Annotated in this window: 15 protein-coding genes and 2 tRNA genes; 15 read left to right on the forward strand and 2 right to left on the reverse strand. The window is 68.6% G+C overall.

Annotated features, from left to right (window positions below):
* Positions 1–21: 21 nt before the first annotated feature.
* From BM345_RS12140 to BM345_RS12165, 6 genes are all read left to right on the forward strand, one after another.
* Positions 22–930 carry an alpha/beta fold hydrolase gene (locus tag BM345_RS12140; protein WP_254789714.1) on the forward strand — a complete coding sequence of 303 codons (909 nt, stop codon included), beginning with the start codon at positions 22–24 and terminating at the stop codon, positions 928–930.
* On the forward strand, positions 927–2,012 hold the full coding sequence (locus tag BM345_RS12145; protein ID WP_093379789.1) for a tartrate dehydrogenase: 1,086 nt from the start codon (positions 927–929) through the stop codon (positions 2,010–2,012). The genes BM345_RS12140 and BM345_RS12145 overlap by 4 nt, the downstream gene beginning before the upstream one ends.
* Positions 2,013–2,271: 259 nt before the next feature.
* A complete protein-coding gene (locus BM345_RS12150) occupies positions 2,272–2,544 on the forward strand; it encodes an HU family DNA-binding protein (RefSeq protein ID WP_068642416.1) in 273 nt (90 codons plus the stop codon).
* Between the two features lie 17 nt (positions 2,545–2,561).
* Positions 2,562–2,637 (forward strand) — tRNA-Val (locus BM345_RS12155).
* An 83-nt stretch (positions 2,638–2,720) separates the two neighbouring features.
* Positions 2,721–4,640 (forward strand): SurA N-terminal domain-containing protein, encoded by a 1,920-nt coding sequence (locus tag BM345_RS12160; RefSeq protein ID WP_093379792.1) that lies wholly within the window; start codon positions 2,721–2,723, stop codon positions 4,638–4,640.
* Between the two features lie 46 nt (positions 4,641–4,686).
* A tRNA-His gene (locus tag BM345_RS12165) sits at positions 4,687–4,762 on the forward strand.
* Positions 4,763–4,824: 62 nt separating this feature from the next.
* Here the strand turns inward: BM345_RS12165 and BM345_RS12170 are convergent.
* Positions 4,825–5,721: a helix-turn-helix domain-containing protein gene (locus tag BM345_RS12170; RefSeq protein ID WP_093379794.1), complete on the reverse strand. Its 897-nt coding sequence runs from the start codon at positions 5,719–5,721 to the stop codon at positions 4,825–4,827.
* 128 nt (positions 5,722–5,849) lie between these two features.
* Between BM345_RS12170 and BM345_RS12175 the strand changes: the two genes are divergently transcribed.
* Genes BM345_RS12175 through BM345_RS12185 form a run of 3 tightly spaced genes read left to right on the forward strand, consistent with a single transcriptional unit; the run spans position 5,850 to position 9,031 of the window.
* Positions 5,850–6,836, forward strand: coding sequence for a Bug family tripartite tricarboxylate transporter substrate binding protein (locus BM345_RS12175; protein WP_175544977.1), 987 nt, complete (start codon positions 5,850–5,852; stop codon positions 6,834–6,836).
* Positions 6,837–6,839: 3 nt separating this feature from the next.
* On the forward strand, positions 6,840–8,582 hold the full coding sequence (locus tag BM345_RS12180; RefSeq protein ID WP_254789705.1) for a thiamine pyrophosphate-binding protein: 1,743 nt from the start codon (positions 6,840–6,842) through the stop codon (positions 8,580–8,582).
* 23 nt (positions 8,583–8,605) lie between these two features.
* Entirely contained in the window at positions 8,606–9,031 is a 426-nt protein-coding gene (locus BM345_RS12185; RefSeq protein ID WP_093379799.1) for a GlcG/HbpS family heme-binding protein, read from the forward strand.
* A 40-nt stretch (positions 9,032–9,071) separates the two neighbouring features.
* On the opposite strand, the gene BM345_RS12190 is transcribed toward BM345_RS12185, so the two are convergent.
* The gene (locus BM345_RS12190; RefSeq protein WP_175544978.1) at positions 9,072–10,013 is read right to left on the reverse strand and encodes a LysR family transcriptional regulator; all 942 of its coding nucleotides are present in this window, start codon (positions 10,011–10,013) and stop codon (positions 9,072–9,074) included.
* An 88-nt stretch (positions 10,014–10,101) separates the two neighbouring features.
* Here BM345_RS12190 and BM345_RS12195 point away from each other — a divergent pair, with 88 nt between their 5' ends.
* Genes BM345_RS12195 through BM345_RS12220 form a run of 6 tightly spaced genes read left to right on the forward strand, consistent with a single transcriptional unit; the run spans position 10,102 to position 16,947 of the window.
* Complete coding sequence (locus BM345_RS12195; protein ID WP_175544979.1) at positions 10,102–11,076, forward strand: Bug family tripartite tricarboxylate transporter substrate binding protein; 975 nt, start codon at positions 10,102–10,104, stop codon at positions 11,074–11,076.
* Between the two features lie 7 nt (positions 11,077–11,083).
* The gene (locus tag BM345_RS12200) at positions 11,084–12,127 is read left to right on the forward strand and encodes an amidohydrolase family protein (protein WP_093379805.1); all 1,044 of its coding nucleotides are present in this window, start codon (positions 11,084–11,086) and stop codon (positions 12,125–12,127) included.
* Positions 12,124–13,029, forward strand: coding sequence for a VOC family protein (locus BM345_RS12205; RefSeq protein ID WP_093379807.1), 906 nt, complete (start codon positions 12,124–12,126; stop codon positions 13,027–13,029). The genes BM345_RS12200 and BM345_RS12205 overlap by 4 nt, the downstream gene beginning before the upstream one ends.
* A 22-nt stretch (positions 13,030–13,051) precedes the next feature.
* Positions 13,052–13,915 carry a fumarylacetoacetate hydrolase family protein gene (locus tag BM345_RS12210; RefSeq protein ID WP_093379810.1) on the forward strand — a complete coding sequence of 288 codons (864 nt, stop codon included), beginning with the start codon at positions 13,052–13,054 and terminating at the stop codon, positions 13,913–13,915.
* The gene (locus BM345_RS12215) at positions 13,912–15,465 is read left to right on the forward strand and encodes a bifunctional 3-(3-hydroxy-phenyl)propionate/3-hydroxycinnamic acid hydroxylase (RefSeq protein WP_093379812.1); all 1,554 of its coding nucleotides are present in this window, start codon (positions 13,912–13,914) and stop codon (positions 15,463–15,465) included. The genes BM345_RS12210 and BM345_RS12215 overlap by 4 nt, the downstream gene beginning before the upstream one ends.
* Positions 15,466–15,501: 36 nt before the next feature.
* Complete coding sequence (locus BM345_RS12220) at positions 15,502–16,947, forward strand: amidase (RefSeq protein ID WP_217653980.1); 1,446 nt, start codon at positions 15,502–15,504, stop codon at positions 16,945–16,947.
* Positions 16,948–17,045: the final 98 nt, after the last annotated feature.

The following is a 17,045-nucleotide window of genomic DNA, read 5'->3' on the forward strand; positions in this document are numbered from 1 at the left end:
AGCAACGTCCCCACCTCCCTCTTGGACTTTCCCTGCTTCGACATCGAGCGCAACGGCGTGCGCGTGCATGGGCGCATCGGCGGACGCGGGGAACCGTTGCTCCTGCTGCACGGCCATCCGCAGACGCACCTCATCTGGCACCGCGTCGCGCCCGCGCTGGCCGAGCGCTTCACCCTCGTGGCGCTCGACCTGCGCGGCTACGGAGACTCCGGCCGTCCGCCGGCCGACCCTGAACACGCCAATCACAGCAAGCGCGAGATGGCGCTCGACGCACTGGCGGCCATGCGGCACCACGGCTTCGAGCGCTTCGGCATCCTGGCGCACGACCGTGGCGCGCGCGTGGCGCACCGCCTGGCCGCCGACCATCCGGCGACGGTGCAGCGCATGCTGCTGCTGGACATCGCGCCCACGCTGGCCATGTACGAGCACACCAGCGAGGCCTTCGCCCGCGCCTACTGGCACTGGTTCTTCCTGATCCAGCCGCCGCCGCTGCCCGAGGCGCTGATCGCCTCCGACCCGGTGCGCTACATCCGCAGCGTGATGGGCGGCCGGCATGCCGGCCTGGCACCCTTTGCGCCGGAGGTCATGGCCGAATACGAACGCTGCGCCGCCATTGCCGGCACGGCCGAATCGATCTGCGAGGACTACCGCGCGTCCGCCGGCATCGACCTCGATCACGACCGTGCGGACATCGCCGCCAACGCGCGCCTGCAGATGCCGCTTCGCGTGCTGTGGGGCGCGCACGGCGCGGTGGGCAACTGCTTCGACGTGCTGGCGCTGTGGCGCGAGCGCGCCGACCTCGTCGAGGGCCGCGCGCTGCCCTGCGGACACTATGTTCCAGAGGAGGCGCCAGGCGAACTGCTTGCCGAGGCCCTCGACTTCTTTGCACCCCTGACACCCTCTTCATCATCAAAAGGATCGAGACCATGAGCACCCGCACAATTGCAGTCATCGCCGGCGACGGCATCGGCAAGGAGACCATGCCCGAGGGCCTGCGCGTGGTGGATGCGGCGGCGCGCAAGTTCGGCATCGACCTGCACTTCGACCACTTCGACTTCTCGAGCTGGGACTACTACGAGAAGCACGGCCAGATGCTGCCCGACAACTGGAAGGAGCAGATCGGCGGCCACGATGCCATCTATTTCGGCGCCGTGGGCTGGCCCGAGAAGATCGCCGACCACGTGTCGCTGTGGGGTTCGCTGCTGCTGTTCCGCCGCGAATTCGACCAGTACGTCAACCTGCGCCCGGCACGGCTCATGCCCGGCATCATCGCGCCGGTGGTGCGCCGCGACGGCAGCCCGCGCCAGGCCGGCGAGATCGACATGTACATCGTGCGCGAGAACACCGAGGGCGAGTACTCCAGCATCGGCGGGCGCATGTACGCCGGCACGCCGCGCGAGATTGTCATGCAGGAGACGGTGATGTCGCGCCACGGCGTGGACCGCGTGCTGAAGTTCGCCTTTGAGCTGGCCCAGTCGCGGCCCAGGAAGCACCTGACGAGCGCCACCAAGTCCAACGGCATCGCCATCACCATGCCCTATTGGGACGAGCGCGTGGCGGAGATGGCGAAGAGCTATCCAGGCGTGCAACTGGACAAGTTTCACATCGACATCCTGACCGCGCATTTCGTGCAGCGCCCCGACTTCTTCGACGTGGTGGTGGCCAGCAACCTGTTCGGCGACATCCTGTCCGACCTGGGCCCGGCCTGCACCGGCACCATCGGCATCGCGCCCAGCGCCAACCTCAACCCGGACCGCACCATGCCCTCGCTCTTCGAGCCCGTGCACGGCTCGGCGCCGGACATTGCCGGCAAGGGGATCGCCAACCCCATCGGGCAGATCTGGTGCGGCGCGATGATGCTGGAATTCCTCGGCCACAAGGACGCGCACGACGCGATCCTCTCGGCCATCGAGAAGGTGCTGGCGCCCCAAAGTGGCGCGCCGAAGACGCCCGACATCGGCGGAAATGCAACGACTTCCGACCTCGGGCGTGCCATCGAACAGGCACTCTGAGCCACACGAACAGGCCCTTTGAAGTAGGACTGCACAAAAGCCAACTAGAATCGCGGCGCTCGCTGGTTCACAAGTCGTTGTGCCTTATTGACACCCTGTAGACCAGTGGCTTTAATTCCCGTTGGCAGTGCGCTGCCGCACGTGTCAGATCTCCTCCTCCATCGCCCACCCACGCGACAATCCCAGCGATATTGCCGCGTGATCGGCTTTGCAGTTGACGAATCACTCCGACCAACTTTTTTTTGGACAAGGGGCCCTTGTGAACAAAACCGAATTGATTGAGCACATCGCAAAGAACGCAGACATTTCCAAAGCAGCAGCCACCCGTGCACTCGAGTCGACCATTGGCGCGATCCGCACCACGCTGAAAAAAGGCAACTCCGTTTCGCTCGTCGGTTTTGGTACTTTCGCCGTGGGCAAACGGGCCGCCCGCACCGGCCGGAATCCCCGCACCGGCGCTGCGATTAAAATCAAGGCCGCCAAGATCCCGAAGTTCCGTCCCGGCAAGGCGCTCAAGGACGCATTGAACTGAGGCAAAGCTTCACGGTGGGGTGCTTAGCTCAGCTGGTAGAGCGGCGCCCTTACAAGGCGTAGGTCGGGGGTTCGAGCCCCTCAGCACCCACCACCCAAAGCAATCAAAGGCGAACGAGTTGTTCGCCTTTTTTGTTGTGCCGCCCGCAAGGCGTCCGCCATAGAGAGTGACTAAGCATGTTTGATTTCTTCCGCAAGTACAACAAGGTGATGATGATCGTCTTGTTCTTGCTGGTCATCCCCTCCTTCATGCTCTTCGGCGTGGAGCGCTTCATGGATGGCAACCAGAAGGGCGAGGTGGTGGCCAAGGTCGACGGCCGCGACATCACCCGGCCGGAATGGGACGCGCGCCACCGCAGCGAGGTGGACCGCATCCGCCAGCAGATGCCCAACATCGACGCTGCCGTGCTCGACACCGAAGTCGCCCGCTACGGCACGCTGGAGCGCATGGTGCGCGAGCGCGTGCTGGCCGCCGAGGCCGCCAAGTCGCACCTGAGCGTGCCCGACGAGCGCCTGGCGCGCTACTTCGCTCAGGAGCCTGGGCTGGCGTCCTTCCGCACGCCGGACGGCAAGTTCAACCGAGACCTGTTCGTGCGCGCCACCGGCCAGACCCCCGAGCAGTACGAGGCCGCGGTGCGCGGCGAAATGGCCACGCAGCAGGTGATTCAGGGCGTGCACGCCGGCGCCTTCATCTCCAAGGCCCAGGCCGAGGCCATGCTCAACGCCTTCTACAAGCGCCGCGAGGTGCAGCTGGCCCGCTTCGAGCCCAAGGACTTCACGTCCAAGGTCACGGTGACCGACGCCGAGCTGGAAGCCTTCTACAAGGACCACGTGGCGCAGTTCCAGGCGCCCGAGGAAGCCAGCATCCAGTACCTGGTGCTGGACATGGACTCGGTCAAGAAGAACATCACGGTCAACGAGGCCGACCTCAAGACCTACTACGAGCAGAACAGCGCGCGCCTGGGCACGCCCGAGGAACGCCGCGCCAGCCACATCCTGATCGTGGCGCCGGCTGCCGCCAGCGCGGACGACCGTGCCAAGGCGAAGGCCAAGGCCGAGGAACTGCTCAAGCAGGTGCTGGCCGCGCCCAACACCTTCGCCGACGTGGCGCGCAAGAACTCGCAGGACCCGGGCTCGGCCGAGAAGGGCGGCGACCTGGACTTCGTCACCCGCGGCGCCATGGTCAAGCCTTTCGAGGACGCGATGTTCGCGCTCAAGAAGGGCGAGATCTCCAACAAGCTCGTCGAGACCGAGTTCGGCTACCACATCATCAAGCTGGACGACATCAAGCCCGGCGTGGTGCCGCCCTTCGAGAAGGCGCGTGCCGGCATCGAGACCGAGCTGCGCGCGCAGATGGCCACCGCCGAGTTCGCCAAGGCCGCCGAGGCCTTCAGCGATGCGGTCTACCAGCAGGCCGACAGCCTGCAGCCTGCCGCCGACAAGCTCAAGCTCACCATCCAGAGCGCGACCAAGGTCGGCCGAACGCCGGCCCCGGGTGCAACGGGCGCTCTGGCCAACCGCAACTTCCTCAATGCCCTGTTCGCGCCGGATGCGCTGGAGCGCAAGCACAACACGGAAGCCATCGAGGTCGGTCCCAACCAGCTCGCCGCCGGCCGCGTGATTCAGTTCTCGCCCGCACGCACGCAGCCCTTCGCCGAGGTCAAGGACCAGGTGCGCGCGCAGCTGGTGAACCAGCGCGCCGCCGAGCTCGCCCGCAAGGATGGCGAAGCCATGCTCGCCGCCTGGCAGGCCGACCCCAAGGCCGCCAAGCTGGGTACGCCCATCGTGATCTCGCGTCCTGACGCGCAGGGCGAGCCGCAGCAGGTGGTCGACGGCGCGCTGCGCGCCGACGGCAGCAAGCTGCCCGCCTGGGTGGGCGTGGACCTGGGTGCGCAGGGCTATGTCGTGGTGAAGGTGAACAAGACCGTGCCCCGCGAAGCCTCGAACCCGGAAGTGGCGCAGCGCGAGAACGCCCAGATCACCCAGTCCGTGGCTTCGGCCGAAGACCGCGCGTACTACGACCTGCTCAAGGAGCGCTTCAAGGTGCAGATCGTCGTGGCGCGCCCGTCGGAAACGCCGGCGGTCGGCGCACGCTGACAGAAGGTGGCTCTTTTCAGGCTACAATAGCCAGCTTCTCGAAATGGTGGCTGTAGCTCAGCTGGTAGAGTCCAGGATTGTGATTCCTGTCGTCGTGGGTTCGAGTCCCATCAGCCACCCCACCGCATACGAATGAAAAAAGGCGCCCTCGGCGCCTTTTTTCATTTTGGGCGCCTGCATCGATTCATCGTGGCGCCTTCACCCCCTGCGCCGCCAGCGCCCGGTACTGCGATGGCGAATTCCCCGTCGCGCGAGTGAAGAACTTGCTGAAATAGGCCGGGTCCTGGTAGCCGATGGCAGCGGCCACTTCCACCACCGACATCGGCGTGTAGGCCAGCAGGCGCCGCGCTTCCAGCATCAGCCGTTCGTGCAGCAACTGCAGTGCCGACTGGCGCGTCAGGTTGCGGCAGCTGCGGCTGAGGTGGTCGGGCGTCACGCCCAGGGCCTGCGCATAGAAGGGCAGGCCGCGGTGCTCCCGGTAGTGCTGCTCGACCAGCGCCTGGTAGCGCGTCACCAGTGCGTCGCGCGCGCCGGGTGCCTGGGCCTTCTGGATGTGCTCGCCATGCAGGCGCAGCAGCAGCACCGCCAGCAGCGTGGCCGTGGCGAGCAGGGCTTGCACGCGGCCGGCACCATGGCCGCGGAACTCTCGCGCCAGCATCTCGAAGAGCATCGCGCATTCGCCGCGCGCTTGCGCCGTCAACCCGGCCAGCACCAAGGAATGGGCCAGCCCCGCGTCTGCCAGGCGCGTGCCCGCCAGCAACTGCTGCAGGGTCGCGGTGGGAATGGTGAGCTGGTGTCCAGCCGTGTCGCGCGTGTGGCTGAAGCCGTGCACCGAGCCCGGCGCGATCAGCAGGATGGCCGGCGCCTTTGCCTCCACTGCCCGGCCGTCCACCGTGCCGCGGATATGGCCGCGCTCCAGGAACTGGATCTGGTGAAGCCCCTCGTGTCGATGCGCCGGAATCGTCCAGTCCATCTCCTGCCCGCGCACGGCCACCGGCTCGTAGTGCAGGCAGTCGTCCGGCTGTTCGTGGCGGACTTCCCGGTACGGAACGAGAAGAAGGGGCGCGATGGCGGGCTTCAAGGCGGTGCAATTGAAACGGAGGCCGGAAAACTACCTGTCGCGGTGCGATTTGTCCATTCGCAGCAGCACCCGGTGCCCCGACCATCCAGGCAAGCACAACGAGGGCAGACATGCCCAGGAGACATGCCATGGACCGCAGACACTTCCTTCATCTCCTGCAGGCCGGCAGCGCGCTGGCCGCGCTGGCGCCAATGGGCCGCGCGCTCGCCCAACTCAACGGCAATGCCTCCATCGTCTCGGGCTTTCCGGCCGGCGGCATGGGCGACTACGTCGCGCGGCCGATGGCCGAGAAGCTGCGCGGCAGGTACGCCACCAGCGTCACGGTGGAGTCGAAGACGGGTGCCGGCGGCCGCATCGCGGTCGACTACGTCAAGCGCGCGGCGCCGGACGGCCTGACCATCCTGCAGATCCCCAGCTCGCCGATGACGCTCTACCCCAACACCTACAAAAAGCTCAACTACGACCCGCTGGCCGACTTCGCACCGGTGACCAGCACGGTCAACTACGCCTTCGTGCTCACCGCCGGCCCGGGCCTGCCGGCCGAAGTGAAGTCGGTGGCCGACTACCTCAAGTGGGCCAAGGCCAATCCGGCGCAGGCCAACTACGGCGTGCCGGCCGCGGGCTCGGCGTTGCACTTCGTCGGGATGATGCTGCAGAAGGCGGGGGACACTCCGCTCACCGCCGTGGCCTACCGCGGCGGCGCGCCGTTGCTCAACGACGTGCTGGGCGGGCAGATCCCGGTGAGCGTGAGCGTGCTGGGCGAGGTGATGCCCTACATCCGCTCGGGCAAGCTGCGCGGCCTGGCCGTGTCCAGCCCGCAGCGGTCTACCTTCCTGCCCGAGGTGCCTACGTTCGTGGAGCAGGGCTACGCGGACATCGTGGTCCAGGAATGGCTGGGCTGGTTCCTGCCTGCGCGCACGCCGGCCGACACCGTGCAGCGTCTCAACACGCTGGTGCGCGAAGGGCTGCAGGCGCCGGAGCTCATCGAGTCGCTGGCCAAGTCCGGCCTGCAACCGGTGCACCAGAGCCCGGACGAGTTTGCCCGCATCGTGCGCGCCGACCAGCAGCGCTGGGCGCCCATCGTGAAGGCGGCCAACTTCACGGCGGAGGACTGACGCGTGGCGCTCTTGCAGATGAATGGCGCCCAGGTCCTGGTGCGGCTGCTGCTCGCCGAGCAGGTTCGCGATATCTACGGCATCGTCGGCGGCAAGCTGGGGCCGCTGCTGCACGCCATCGCGCAGCACGAGCAACTGCGTTTCCTCGGCCTGCGCCACGAGGCCGCGGGGCCGATGATGGCCGCGGCGTCCTGCGCCGGTTCGGGGCAGATCGCGGTGGCGCTGGGCGAGATGGGGCCGGGTGGGCTCAACCTGGCCTCGGGGCTGGGCGTGGCCTTCAACAACAACCTGCCGCTTGTGGCCATCACCACCAACCAGCACCGCGCCGCGAGCTATCCGCACAGCGGGATGTTCATGGACCTGGACACGGTGGCGGTGACGCGCCCCATCACCAAGTGGAACGCGGTCGTGCACGATGCGCGACGGCTGCCGGAACTGGTGCGGCGCGCTTTTCGCGAGGCGCTGGGCGGACGGCCGGGTCCGGTGCACCTGGACATTCCGCAGGATGTGCTGAGCCAGGCCTGTCAGTTCGACGAAGCGGAATTCGCCGTGCCACCAGCACGCTACCGGGCGATGGGCCAGACGCGGCCCGATGGCGCCGATGTTCGCGCTGCCGCCGGACTGATGCGGCGTGCCAAGCGCCCGTTGATCGTCGCCGGCGGCGGCGTGATCGCCAGCGGCGCGGCCGAGCGCGTGCGCGAACTCGCGCAGCGCTGGGGCGCGCCGGTGCTGCCCACGCAGATGGCCTTGGGTGTGGTGCCATCGGACAGCGCGCACTTCATCGGCCACGGCGGCCTCATCGCAGGCGAGCCGGTGCGGCAGGCCTTCGACGGCGCGGACCTGGTGCTGGCCGTGGGCTGCCGCTGGTCCTCGTGGATGTGGGACGAGCAGGGGCCGCTGGCCAGGCACGCGCGCCAACTCATCAGCATCAACATCGATCCATCGGCATTGGGCGCCCCCGCGCTGCACGAGGTGGCGATGCAGGCCGACGCCGGCGCCGCACTCGATGATCTTCTCGCCGCCTGCGGCGCGAACCTGGGCGAGGATACCGATCGTGATTGGCTGCCGGGCCTGAAGAAGTCGCGACAGGCCTATGAAGAGAAGCTGCAGACCCTGGGCGGGCAGGGCGAGCGGGGCCAGCCCATGCATCCCGCGGCCCTGGCTCTTGCGATCGGCGAGGCCTTGCCGGCGGACGCGCTCGCGGTGTTCGACGGCGGCCACACCACCTTCTGGAGCAACGACCTGACGCCGGTGCGCGAGGTGCGCACGCGCTTCCACGAGCCCGGCATGAGCCACCTGGGCTTCGGCCTGCCCTATGCCATCGCCCTGCAGGCGCAGCAGCCGGGGCGCCCCGTCGCGCTGATCACGGGGGATGGATCGTTCGGCTTCACGCTCAACGAACTCGACACCGCTCGCCGCTATCGGCTTCCGGTGATCTGCATCCTGCACAACAACGCGGCCTGGGGCATCATCCGCGCCGGACAGCGCAATGCGCTCGGCTTCGAGATGGGCACGGCGCTGGACGACACGGACTACGCAGCCATCGCGCGCGGCTTCGGCTGCCACGGCGAGCGGGTCACGGCGCTGGACGAGGTGGGCCCGGCGATCCGCCGCGCCATGGCCTCGGGCCTGCCGGCGGTCATCGATTGCCAGACCCGCTTCGTGCCGCACCCGGCCATGCCCGCCTTCGGCAGCATGAACCGCTATGGCTTCGAGGCACTGTCGGGCGCCGAAGCAAAGCATTGACGAAACACGAAGGAACACAAGACATGTCCACCCTGACCCTGCAGCAAGCCCAGACCATCGTCGATGCCGCCCTGAAGAAATCGAAGGAGGCGGGCTACCAGCCGATGGGCATCGCCGTGCTCGATGCCGCGGGCAACCTCAAGGCCTTCGTCAGCGAGGACGGGGCCAGCATGTTCCGCTTCGACGTCGCGCGCGCCAAGGCCTGGGGCGCCGTGGGCATGGGCGTGGCCAGCCGAAAGCTGGCCGAGCGGGCCAAGGACAACCCCAACTTCTTCGTCGCGCTGGCCGCCACCGCCGATGGCAAGTTCCTGCCGCAGACCGGCGCCGTGGTGATCCGCGACGCAGCCGGCCAACTGCTTGGCGCCGTGGGCGCGAGCGGCGGCACCGGTGACGAGGATGAAGCGATCTGCATCGCCGGCGTGCAGGCCGCCGGCCTGGTCAACGGCTGAGCTCGCCGGAACCCGGTACGGCGCGACGCGCGTCGACGCTTCAGGCCGCCGCCTGCCAGTCGGGCAGGCGCGCATCCGCGTCCCGCCGGTTCACGTCGTAGAACAGGCCGCGCAGCCACCGGTTGGAAGCATCGTTCTGCATGCGCCGATGCCAGTACTGCTGCACCTGCAACTGCGGCGGCTTGAAGGGCAGCTCGATCGTCCTGATCGCGATCTGCCGCCCGACCACGGTGGCGATGTCGTCGGGCACCGTGGCGAGGAGATCGCTGCCGGGCAGCAGCGACAGCAGGCTCAGGAAGTGCGACAGTTCCAGCGTCACGTGCCGGTGCCAGCCCTTGTCCTCGAGAAAGCGGTCGAGCATGTGCTCGCGCCCGTCCGGCCGTACCACGATGTGCCTTGCCGCCAGGTATTGCTTCGCCGTCATGCGGGCGGGCGCGCCGGTATTGCGCGCGCAGGCGATGCACGTATAGGACGTGCGGAACAGCGCCTGCCGGAAATAGCCCGCCTTCTGCAGGTCCGGGAAGAAGCCCACCGCCAGGTCCGCCTCGCCCGCCTCCAGCGCCTGCGCGGCGGCCGTGCGCGGCATCGACAGCGCGCGCAGCCGCACCTGCGGCGCCTCCTGGCGCAGCCGGCGCAGCACGCCGGGCAGGAAGGCCACCTCGCCGATGTCCGGCGTGAGCAGGGTGAAGCTGCGCTCGGCCCCGGCCGGATCGAAGCCCGCCGGCTGCAGGATCTCCGACTGGATCGCCTGCACCACCCGCTGCACCGCGGGCGCCAGCGCCTGTGCGCGCGGCGTGGGCTCCATCTGCGCGCCGGCCCGGATGAACAGGGCGTCGTCGAACACCGCGCGCAGCCGGGAGAGGGCGGCGCTGGTGGCCGGCTGGCTCAGGCCGATGGCCTCGGCGGCGCGGCTCACGCTGCGCAGCCGCGCCATGGCATCGAAGAGCACGAGCAGGTTGAGGTCGACCGAACGTATATCCATGATTTGGATTCTATGTATCCACGTCATCGACTGGTCAGATGGTCCAGCGGTTCCTAGCATGCGGGCTCCAAGAACAAAAGGAGACTCCATGCAGCGCAGAGACTTCGCCCGTGCGGCGATGCTGTTCCCCCTGGCCGGCAGCGGCCTGCTTCGTGCCCAGCCGCAGTGGCCGCAGCGGCCGGTCAAGTTCATCCTGTCGCAGCCGGCGGGGTCGGGGCCTGACATCCTCGCGCGCTACGTGGCGGACCAGCTTGCACGCGGCTGGGGCCAGGCGATCGTCATCGACAACAAGCCGGGCGGGCAGAACGTGATCGGTGCGACGGCGGCGGCGCGCTCCGCGCCCGATGGCTACACCTTCTACTACGCCACCACGGCCGCGATGGTGACCAACGCCTTCACCTTCAAGACCTTGCCCTACGACCCGGGGAAGGACTTCGCACCGGTGCGGCTGGTGGGCCGCAGTCCTTTCGTCATCGCCTGCGGCGCGAACTTCCCGGCCAGGAATCTCAAGGACGCGATCGCGCTGGCCAAGGCACAGCCAGGCAACATCGCCATCGCCACCGAGGGGCCCAAGACCTTCTCCGGCATGCTGGCCGACAGCGTGGCCGGCATGGCCGGCATCAAGCTCAACCACGTGCCCTACACCAAGGCGCCGGATGCCCTGCAGGACGTGCTGGGCGGCCGCGTGCAACTGGTGTGCCTGCCCGACGCGGCGCTCACTTCTTACATGCAGGCCGGCACGATCCGCGCTCTGGCCGTCAGCACCGGCCAGCGCCAGCCCACCATGCCCGGCGTGCCCTCGCTATCCGAGACCTTTGCCGGCTTCGACTACGCAGGCTGGAACGGCCTTTTCGCGCCCGCGGGCACGTCGGCGGACATCGTCAACCGCGTCAACCGCGACCTGGAAGCCATCCTTCAGCAGCCGGAGGTGGCGCAGCGGATGCAGGTGCTGGGTTCGCAGCCCGAGCCGCGCATGTCGGTGCCCGAGTTCGAGGCCTTCATGCGCGCCGAGCGCGAGCGCTGGGCCCGGCTGGTGAAGCAGCTGGACATCCAGCCGGAGTAAGGCTCGCGTGCACGCAAGCAACTGCCAGTGCTGCGGCATCGACGTGCATGCGCACGTGGTGCCGGAGAATTTCCCGAGCTACATCGGCGCGAAGCTGCCGGCCGACTGGCCCTCGATGGCGCCGGCCGACAAGGCCTGCCATCGGCACGTGATGATCTCGGGCAAGGTCTACCGCACCGTGTCCGATGCCTGCTGGAGCACCACGCGCCGGCTGGAAGACCTGCCGGGCATGGGCCTGGCACTGCAAGTGGTTTCGCCGATGCCGGAACTGCTCTCGTACTGGATGGGCGCAAGCGATGCGCAGCAGTTGCTGCGCTACACCAACGACTGCCTGGCATCGATGGTGCAGCAAGGCGGCGGGCGCCTGGCCGCGCTGGGCGCCGTGCCGCTGCAGGACATGGACCTGGCCATCGCCGAGCTCGAGTACGTGGTCCGGACGCTGGGCTTTGCCGGCGTCGAGATCGGCAGCAACATCAACGGCGTGCCGGTGGGCGCGCCGCAGCTCGATCCCTTCTTCGAGGCCTGCGAGTCGCTGGGCGCCGCGGTGTTCGTGCATGCACTTCGCCCAGCGGGCATGGATCGTCTGGTCGGGCCAGCCCCGCTGCAGCAGGTGCTCGGCTATCCGGGCGACGTGGGCCTGGCGGCGGCGTCGGCCATCACCGGCAACCTGATGCTGCGCCGGCCGCGACTGCGCATTGCCTTCAGCCATGGCGGCGGCACGCTGGCTGCGCTGCTGCCGCGCCTGCAGCAAGGCTGGGAGGTGTTCCCGGCGCTGAAGGAAAGCGTGCAGGCCTCGCCCACCGAACAGGCCCGCCGGCTCTTCTACGACACGCTGGTCTTCGACACGCCCATGCTGCGCCACCTGGTGGAGCGCTTCGGCGCCAGCCAGCTGGTGGTGGGCACAGACTACCCCTTCAACTTCCACGACCGCACGCCGGTGCAGCGCATCGAGGCCGCGGGCTTCGATGTCGACACGACGGCGGCGCTGGTGCATGGAAACGCCGAGCGCTTCCTCGGCCTCGAATCGACGAAGAAAGAGACCACACCATGAGCTCCCCCTGGATCGAGGGCCTGCGCAGCGTGGCCCTGTTCGTGCCCGACCTGGCCAAGGCCGAGGACTTCTACACCCGCACCTGGAACCTGGAGGTGGCGCACCGCGGCGACGACGCGCTGTACCTGCGCGGCACCGGCAGCGACGGCTACCTGCTGGCGCTGCACCAGGGCGGCGAGCTGCCGCAGATCCGCCAGGTGACGCTGCGGGCGCGCAGCCGCGAAGCGCTGGATGCCATCGGGGCCCAGGTGCTTGCTGCAGGCGGCACCCTGATCGCCGAGCCGCATGCGCTGACGCGCGACCCGGCCGGCGGCATCGGCCTGAAGTTCAAGGACCCGCATGGGCGCGTGATCCAGGTGGTGCACGGCGACGTTCGGCGGGACGAGAGCGCGCCGGTGAAGGACCGGCCCATCCGCCTCACCCACGTGGTGCTCAACAGCCACGCGGTGGACGAGACGCAGTCCTTCCTGCAGCAGGCCCTGGGATTCCGGCTGGCGGATCGCACCGGGATCATGGCTTTCATGAACTGCGCCGGCGACCACCACACCATCGCCATCGGCATCTCGGACAACGATGCGCTCAACCACATCGCCTTCCTGATGCCCGACTTCGAGTCGGTGATGCGCGGCGGCGGCCGCATGAAGGATGCGGGCTTTCCCATCCAGTGGGGCCCCGGCCGCCATGGGCCCGGCAACAACCTCTTCAACTACTTCCTCGATCCCTTCGGCGTGGTGATCGAGTACACGGCCGAGGTCGAGCAGGTCGACGACAGCTACGTCTCGCACGGTCCCGAGCACTGGAAGTGGCCGCCCGGCCGCGTGGACCAGTGGGGCATCTCGCCCGCGCCCGGCGCCAGCCTGAAGGAAGCGCAGAAGCGCATCTTCTTCGCCCCCAACCCCTGATTCCCCAACCGAGCACATCACCATGAAGTTCACCACCTACCTGCGCGATGGCGCGCCGCGCCTGGCCGTCGTCGACGGCGAGGATCTCGTCGACCTGAACGACGCCAATGCGCAAGTGCCGGCCGACCTGCGTGCGGCCCTGAAGGCCGGCCTCGACCTGCCATCCGCCGGCCGCCAGGCAGTCGACTCGGGCAAGCGCCAGCCGCTGGCCTCCGCGAAGCTGGCGCCGCTGGTGCCCGAGCCCGGCAAGATCGTCTGCCTGGGCCTGAACTACTACGACCACGCCAAGGAAGGCGGCCGCGAAAAGCCCGACTATCCCTGGTTCTTCTTCCGCGCGCCGTCCTCGCTGGTGGCGCATGGCGAGGCCGGCTGGCTGCCCAAGGTGTCCAGCCGCTTCGACTACGAAGCCGAACTGGCGGTGGTCATCGGCCGCACGGTGCCGCGGCGCACGAAGGAAGCCGACGCGCTGCAGTACGTCTTCGGCTACGGCTGCTTCAACGACATGAGCGTGCGCGACTACCAGAAGCGCACGCCGCAATGGACCATCGGCAAGAACTTCGACCGCACCGGTGGCTTCGGCCCGGCGCTCGTCACTGCGGACGAACTGGCGCCCGGCGCCAAGGGCCTGCGCATCCAGAGCCGCCTCAATGGCCAGGTGATGCAGGACGCGAACACCGACGACATGATCTTCAGCGTGGCCGAGACCATCGCGCTGCTGGCCGAGGTGCTGACGCTGGAGCCGGGCGACGTGATCGTCATGGGCACGCCCGCCGGCGTGGGCCAGGCGCGCAACCCGCCGGTGTGGATGAAGGCGGGCGACACCATCGAGATCGAGATCGACCGCGTGGGCCTTCTCTCCAACCCTATTGCGAACGAGGCGGCGTGAGCGCGGCCAGCGACACCGTCTACGACGTCGCCATCGTCGGCTACGGGCCGGCGGGACAGGTGGCGGCGGCCCTGCTGGGCCAGCGGGGACTGCGGGTCTACGTCTGCGAGCGGCTCGCGCAGGTCTACCAGATCCCCCGCGCCATCGCGCTGGACCACGAGATCATGCGGGTGTTCCAGCAGATCGGCGTGGTGGAGGCCATCACGCCCTACACCGAGCCTTTCACCAACTCCGAGTACTTCGGCGTCGATGGCCAGCTCATCCGCCGCATGACCATGGTGGCGCCGCCTTATCCGCAGGGCTACACGCCATCCGTCGTGTTCACGCAGCCGCCCGTGGAGCGGGCCTTGCGCGAGCGCGTGGCGCAACTGCCGAACGTGACGGTCGATCTCGGCGTCGAAATGCGCGAGCTGGCGCAGGACGCCGAGGGCGTCTCGCTGCAGATCGATGCGCAAGGCGGCAGCCGCACGGTGCGCGCCCGCTACGCCATCGCCTGCGACGGCGGCAGCAGCGGCGTGCGCACGCAGCTGGGCCTGGAGATGGAAGACCTGGACTTCGATGAGCCCTGGCTGGTCGTCGACGTGCTGGTTAACGAGCGTGGCCTGGCCAAGCTTCCCAAGGTGAGCGTGCAGTACTGCGAGCCCGGGCGCCCCTGCACCCTGGTCATCGGCCCGAAGAACCATCGCCGCTGGGAAATCTCCATCCTGCCGGGCGAAGACCCGAAGGAAGTTGCGACGGCCGAACAGACCTGGCAGCTGCTCTCGCGCTGGTTGTCGCCGGAAGACGGGCAACTGTGGCGGCAGGCGAGCTACCGCTTCCATGCGCTGGTGGCCAGGCAGTGGCGCAAGGAGCGCGTCTTCCTGGCCGGCGACGCCGCGCACATGCAGCCACCCTTCCTGGGGCAAGGCATGTGCCAGGGCATCCGCGACGTCAGCAACCTGAGCTGGAAGCTTGCGGCCGTGCTGCAGAACGAGGTGCAGGGAGCGTCGGCGCAGGCGCTGCTGGACAGCTACGGCGCCGAGCGCCAGGCCCACGTGCGCGAGCTCACCAGCCGCATCAAGGCCGTGGGCGCCGTCATCTGCGAACGCGATCCGGCCAAGGCGCGTGAACGGGATGCGCGCCTTCTGCAGGAATGCGGCGGCACGGTGCGTGACACGCCGCGCCAGGACATCCTCCCCAGGCTGGAGTGCGGCCTGCTGTCCGGCGAGGCCAGCGCAGGGCGGGGAAGCCTGTTCCCGCAGCCCTGGCTGCAGACGGGCGCGAACCGGCGCGAGCGCATGGACGAGGTGGCCGGCCACGGCTGGCGGCTGGTGCTGGCGCCGGGCGTCGCTGCGCAGTCGCCGGGCAGGCCGGCATCTCCGATCACGGTCGTGGCGCTGGGCGAAGACGATGACGGGGAAGGCGTGGCAACCGACTGGTTCCGTCGCCTCGAATGCGTGGCAGCGCTGGTGCGGCCCGACAACTACGTGTTCGGCGTGGCGCGCACGGCGCAGGAAGTGCCAACGCTCTTGCGGGAAGCGCAGGCGGCGCTGCAGTCGGACAAGCGCTGAGGGACGCGGCCGGCCCCGCGTTCTACCATGCGGGGCATGGCAGATCCCACCGACCTCGACGCCGACGCGCTGTCGCGCGCCATCCATGCCCGCGACATCTCCTGCCGGGAGGTGATGCAGGCCTACCTGGGGCGCATCGGGCGGCTGAACCCGGCCTTCAACGCCATCGTCAACCTCGCGCCGGCCGACGTGCTGCTGCGCCAGGCCGACGAGCGCGACGACGAGTTGGCGCGCGGCCACTCGCGCGGCTGGATGCACGGCATGCCGCAGGCCATCAAGGACACGGGGCACGCGCTGGGCTTCCCCACCACCCTGGGCAGCCGCGTGCTGGCGCAGGCGCAGGCGCCGGTCGACAGCCTCTACGTGTCGCGCATGAAGGCCGCAGGCTGCATCGTGATCGGCAAGACCAACATGCCCGAGTTCGGCCTGGGCTCGCACACCTTCAACGATCTCTTCGGTGCCACCGGGAACGCCTGGGACAGGAGCCGATCCGCCGGGGGCAGCAGCGGCGGGGCGGCGGTGGCCCTGGCGCAGAGGATGCTGCCGGTGGCCGACGGTTCGGACTTCATGGGTTCGCTGCGCAATCCGGCGGCCTGGAACAACATCTTCGGCCTGCGGCCCAGCCAGGGCCGCGTGCCGGGCTGGCCCAAGCCGGACGTGTGGGTGAGCCAGCTGGGCACCGACGGCCCCATGGCCCGCAGCGTACGGGACCTGGCGCACTTGCTGTCCATCCAGGCCGGCCACGACCCGCGGGTGCCGCTGTCGATCCCGCAGGGGCCGCAGAGCTTCGTGCAGGAGGCGCTGCCGAAGCCCGCGGGCCTGCGCATCGGCTGGCTGGGCGACTTGCAGGGATACCTGCCCATCGAGGACGGCATCCTGTCCCTGTGCGAAGGCGCGCTGGGCACCCTGGCCGGGGCAGGCATGCAGGTCGAACCAGTGGCGCCTGGCTTCGATGCCGACGCGGTCTGGGAAGCCTGGCTCGCGTGGCGGCGCGCGCTGGTTGCACCCACCGTGGCGGCCGCCCTTGCGCAGCCTGGGGCGCGCGAACAGATCAAGCCCGAGGCGCTGTGGGAACACGACAGCGCCGCCCGCCTCGACGCTTCGGCCTTCATGCGCGCCAGCCAGGTGCGCAGCAGCTTCCACGGCCACATGCTGGGCCTGCTGGAGCGTTTCGACGCGCTGGCCTTGCCGGCGACCCAGGTCTGGCCCTTCGACCTGCGCGAGCGCTGGCCCCGGGCGATCGCCGGCCGGTCCATGGACACCTATCACCGCTGGATGGAAGTGACGCTCTATGCAACTTTCGCCGGATTGCCAGCCATCAGCGTGCCCTGCGGTTTCGATGCCCAAGGACGCCTGCCAATGGGCCTGCAACTGATCGGCAGGCCAGGCGGCGATGCGGCGCTGCTCCAATTGGCGGCGATTCACGAGCAATTGATGACCAATGTGATCCGGCACCGCCCGCCGGAGCCCGAACGCGCCTGAAGACTGCATCGGGATTGTTCCGGATACGCGCCGCAGGGTCCTTTTTTGCCCCGTACAAGGGGGCGTTCGATTTTTTGTCCGGGCTTTGCCTCGCTATT

The organism is Variovorax sp. OV329, from assembly GCF_900114785.1.
GTDB lineage: Bacteria > Pseudomonadota > Gammaproteobacteria > Burkholderiales > Burkholderiaceae_C > Variovorax.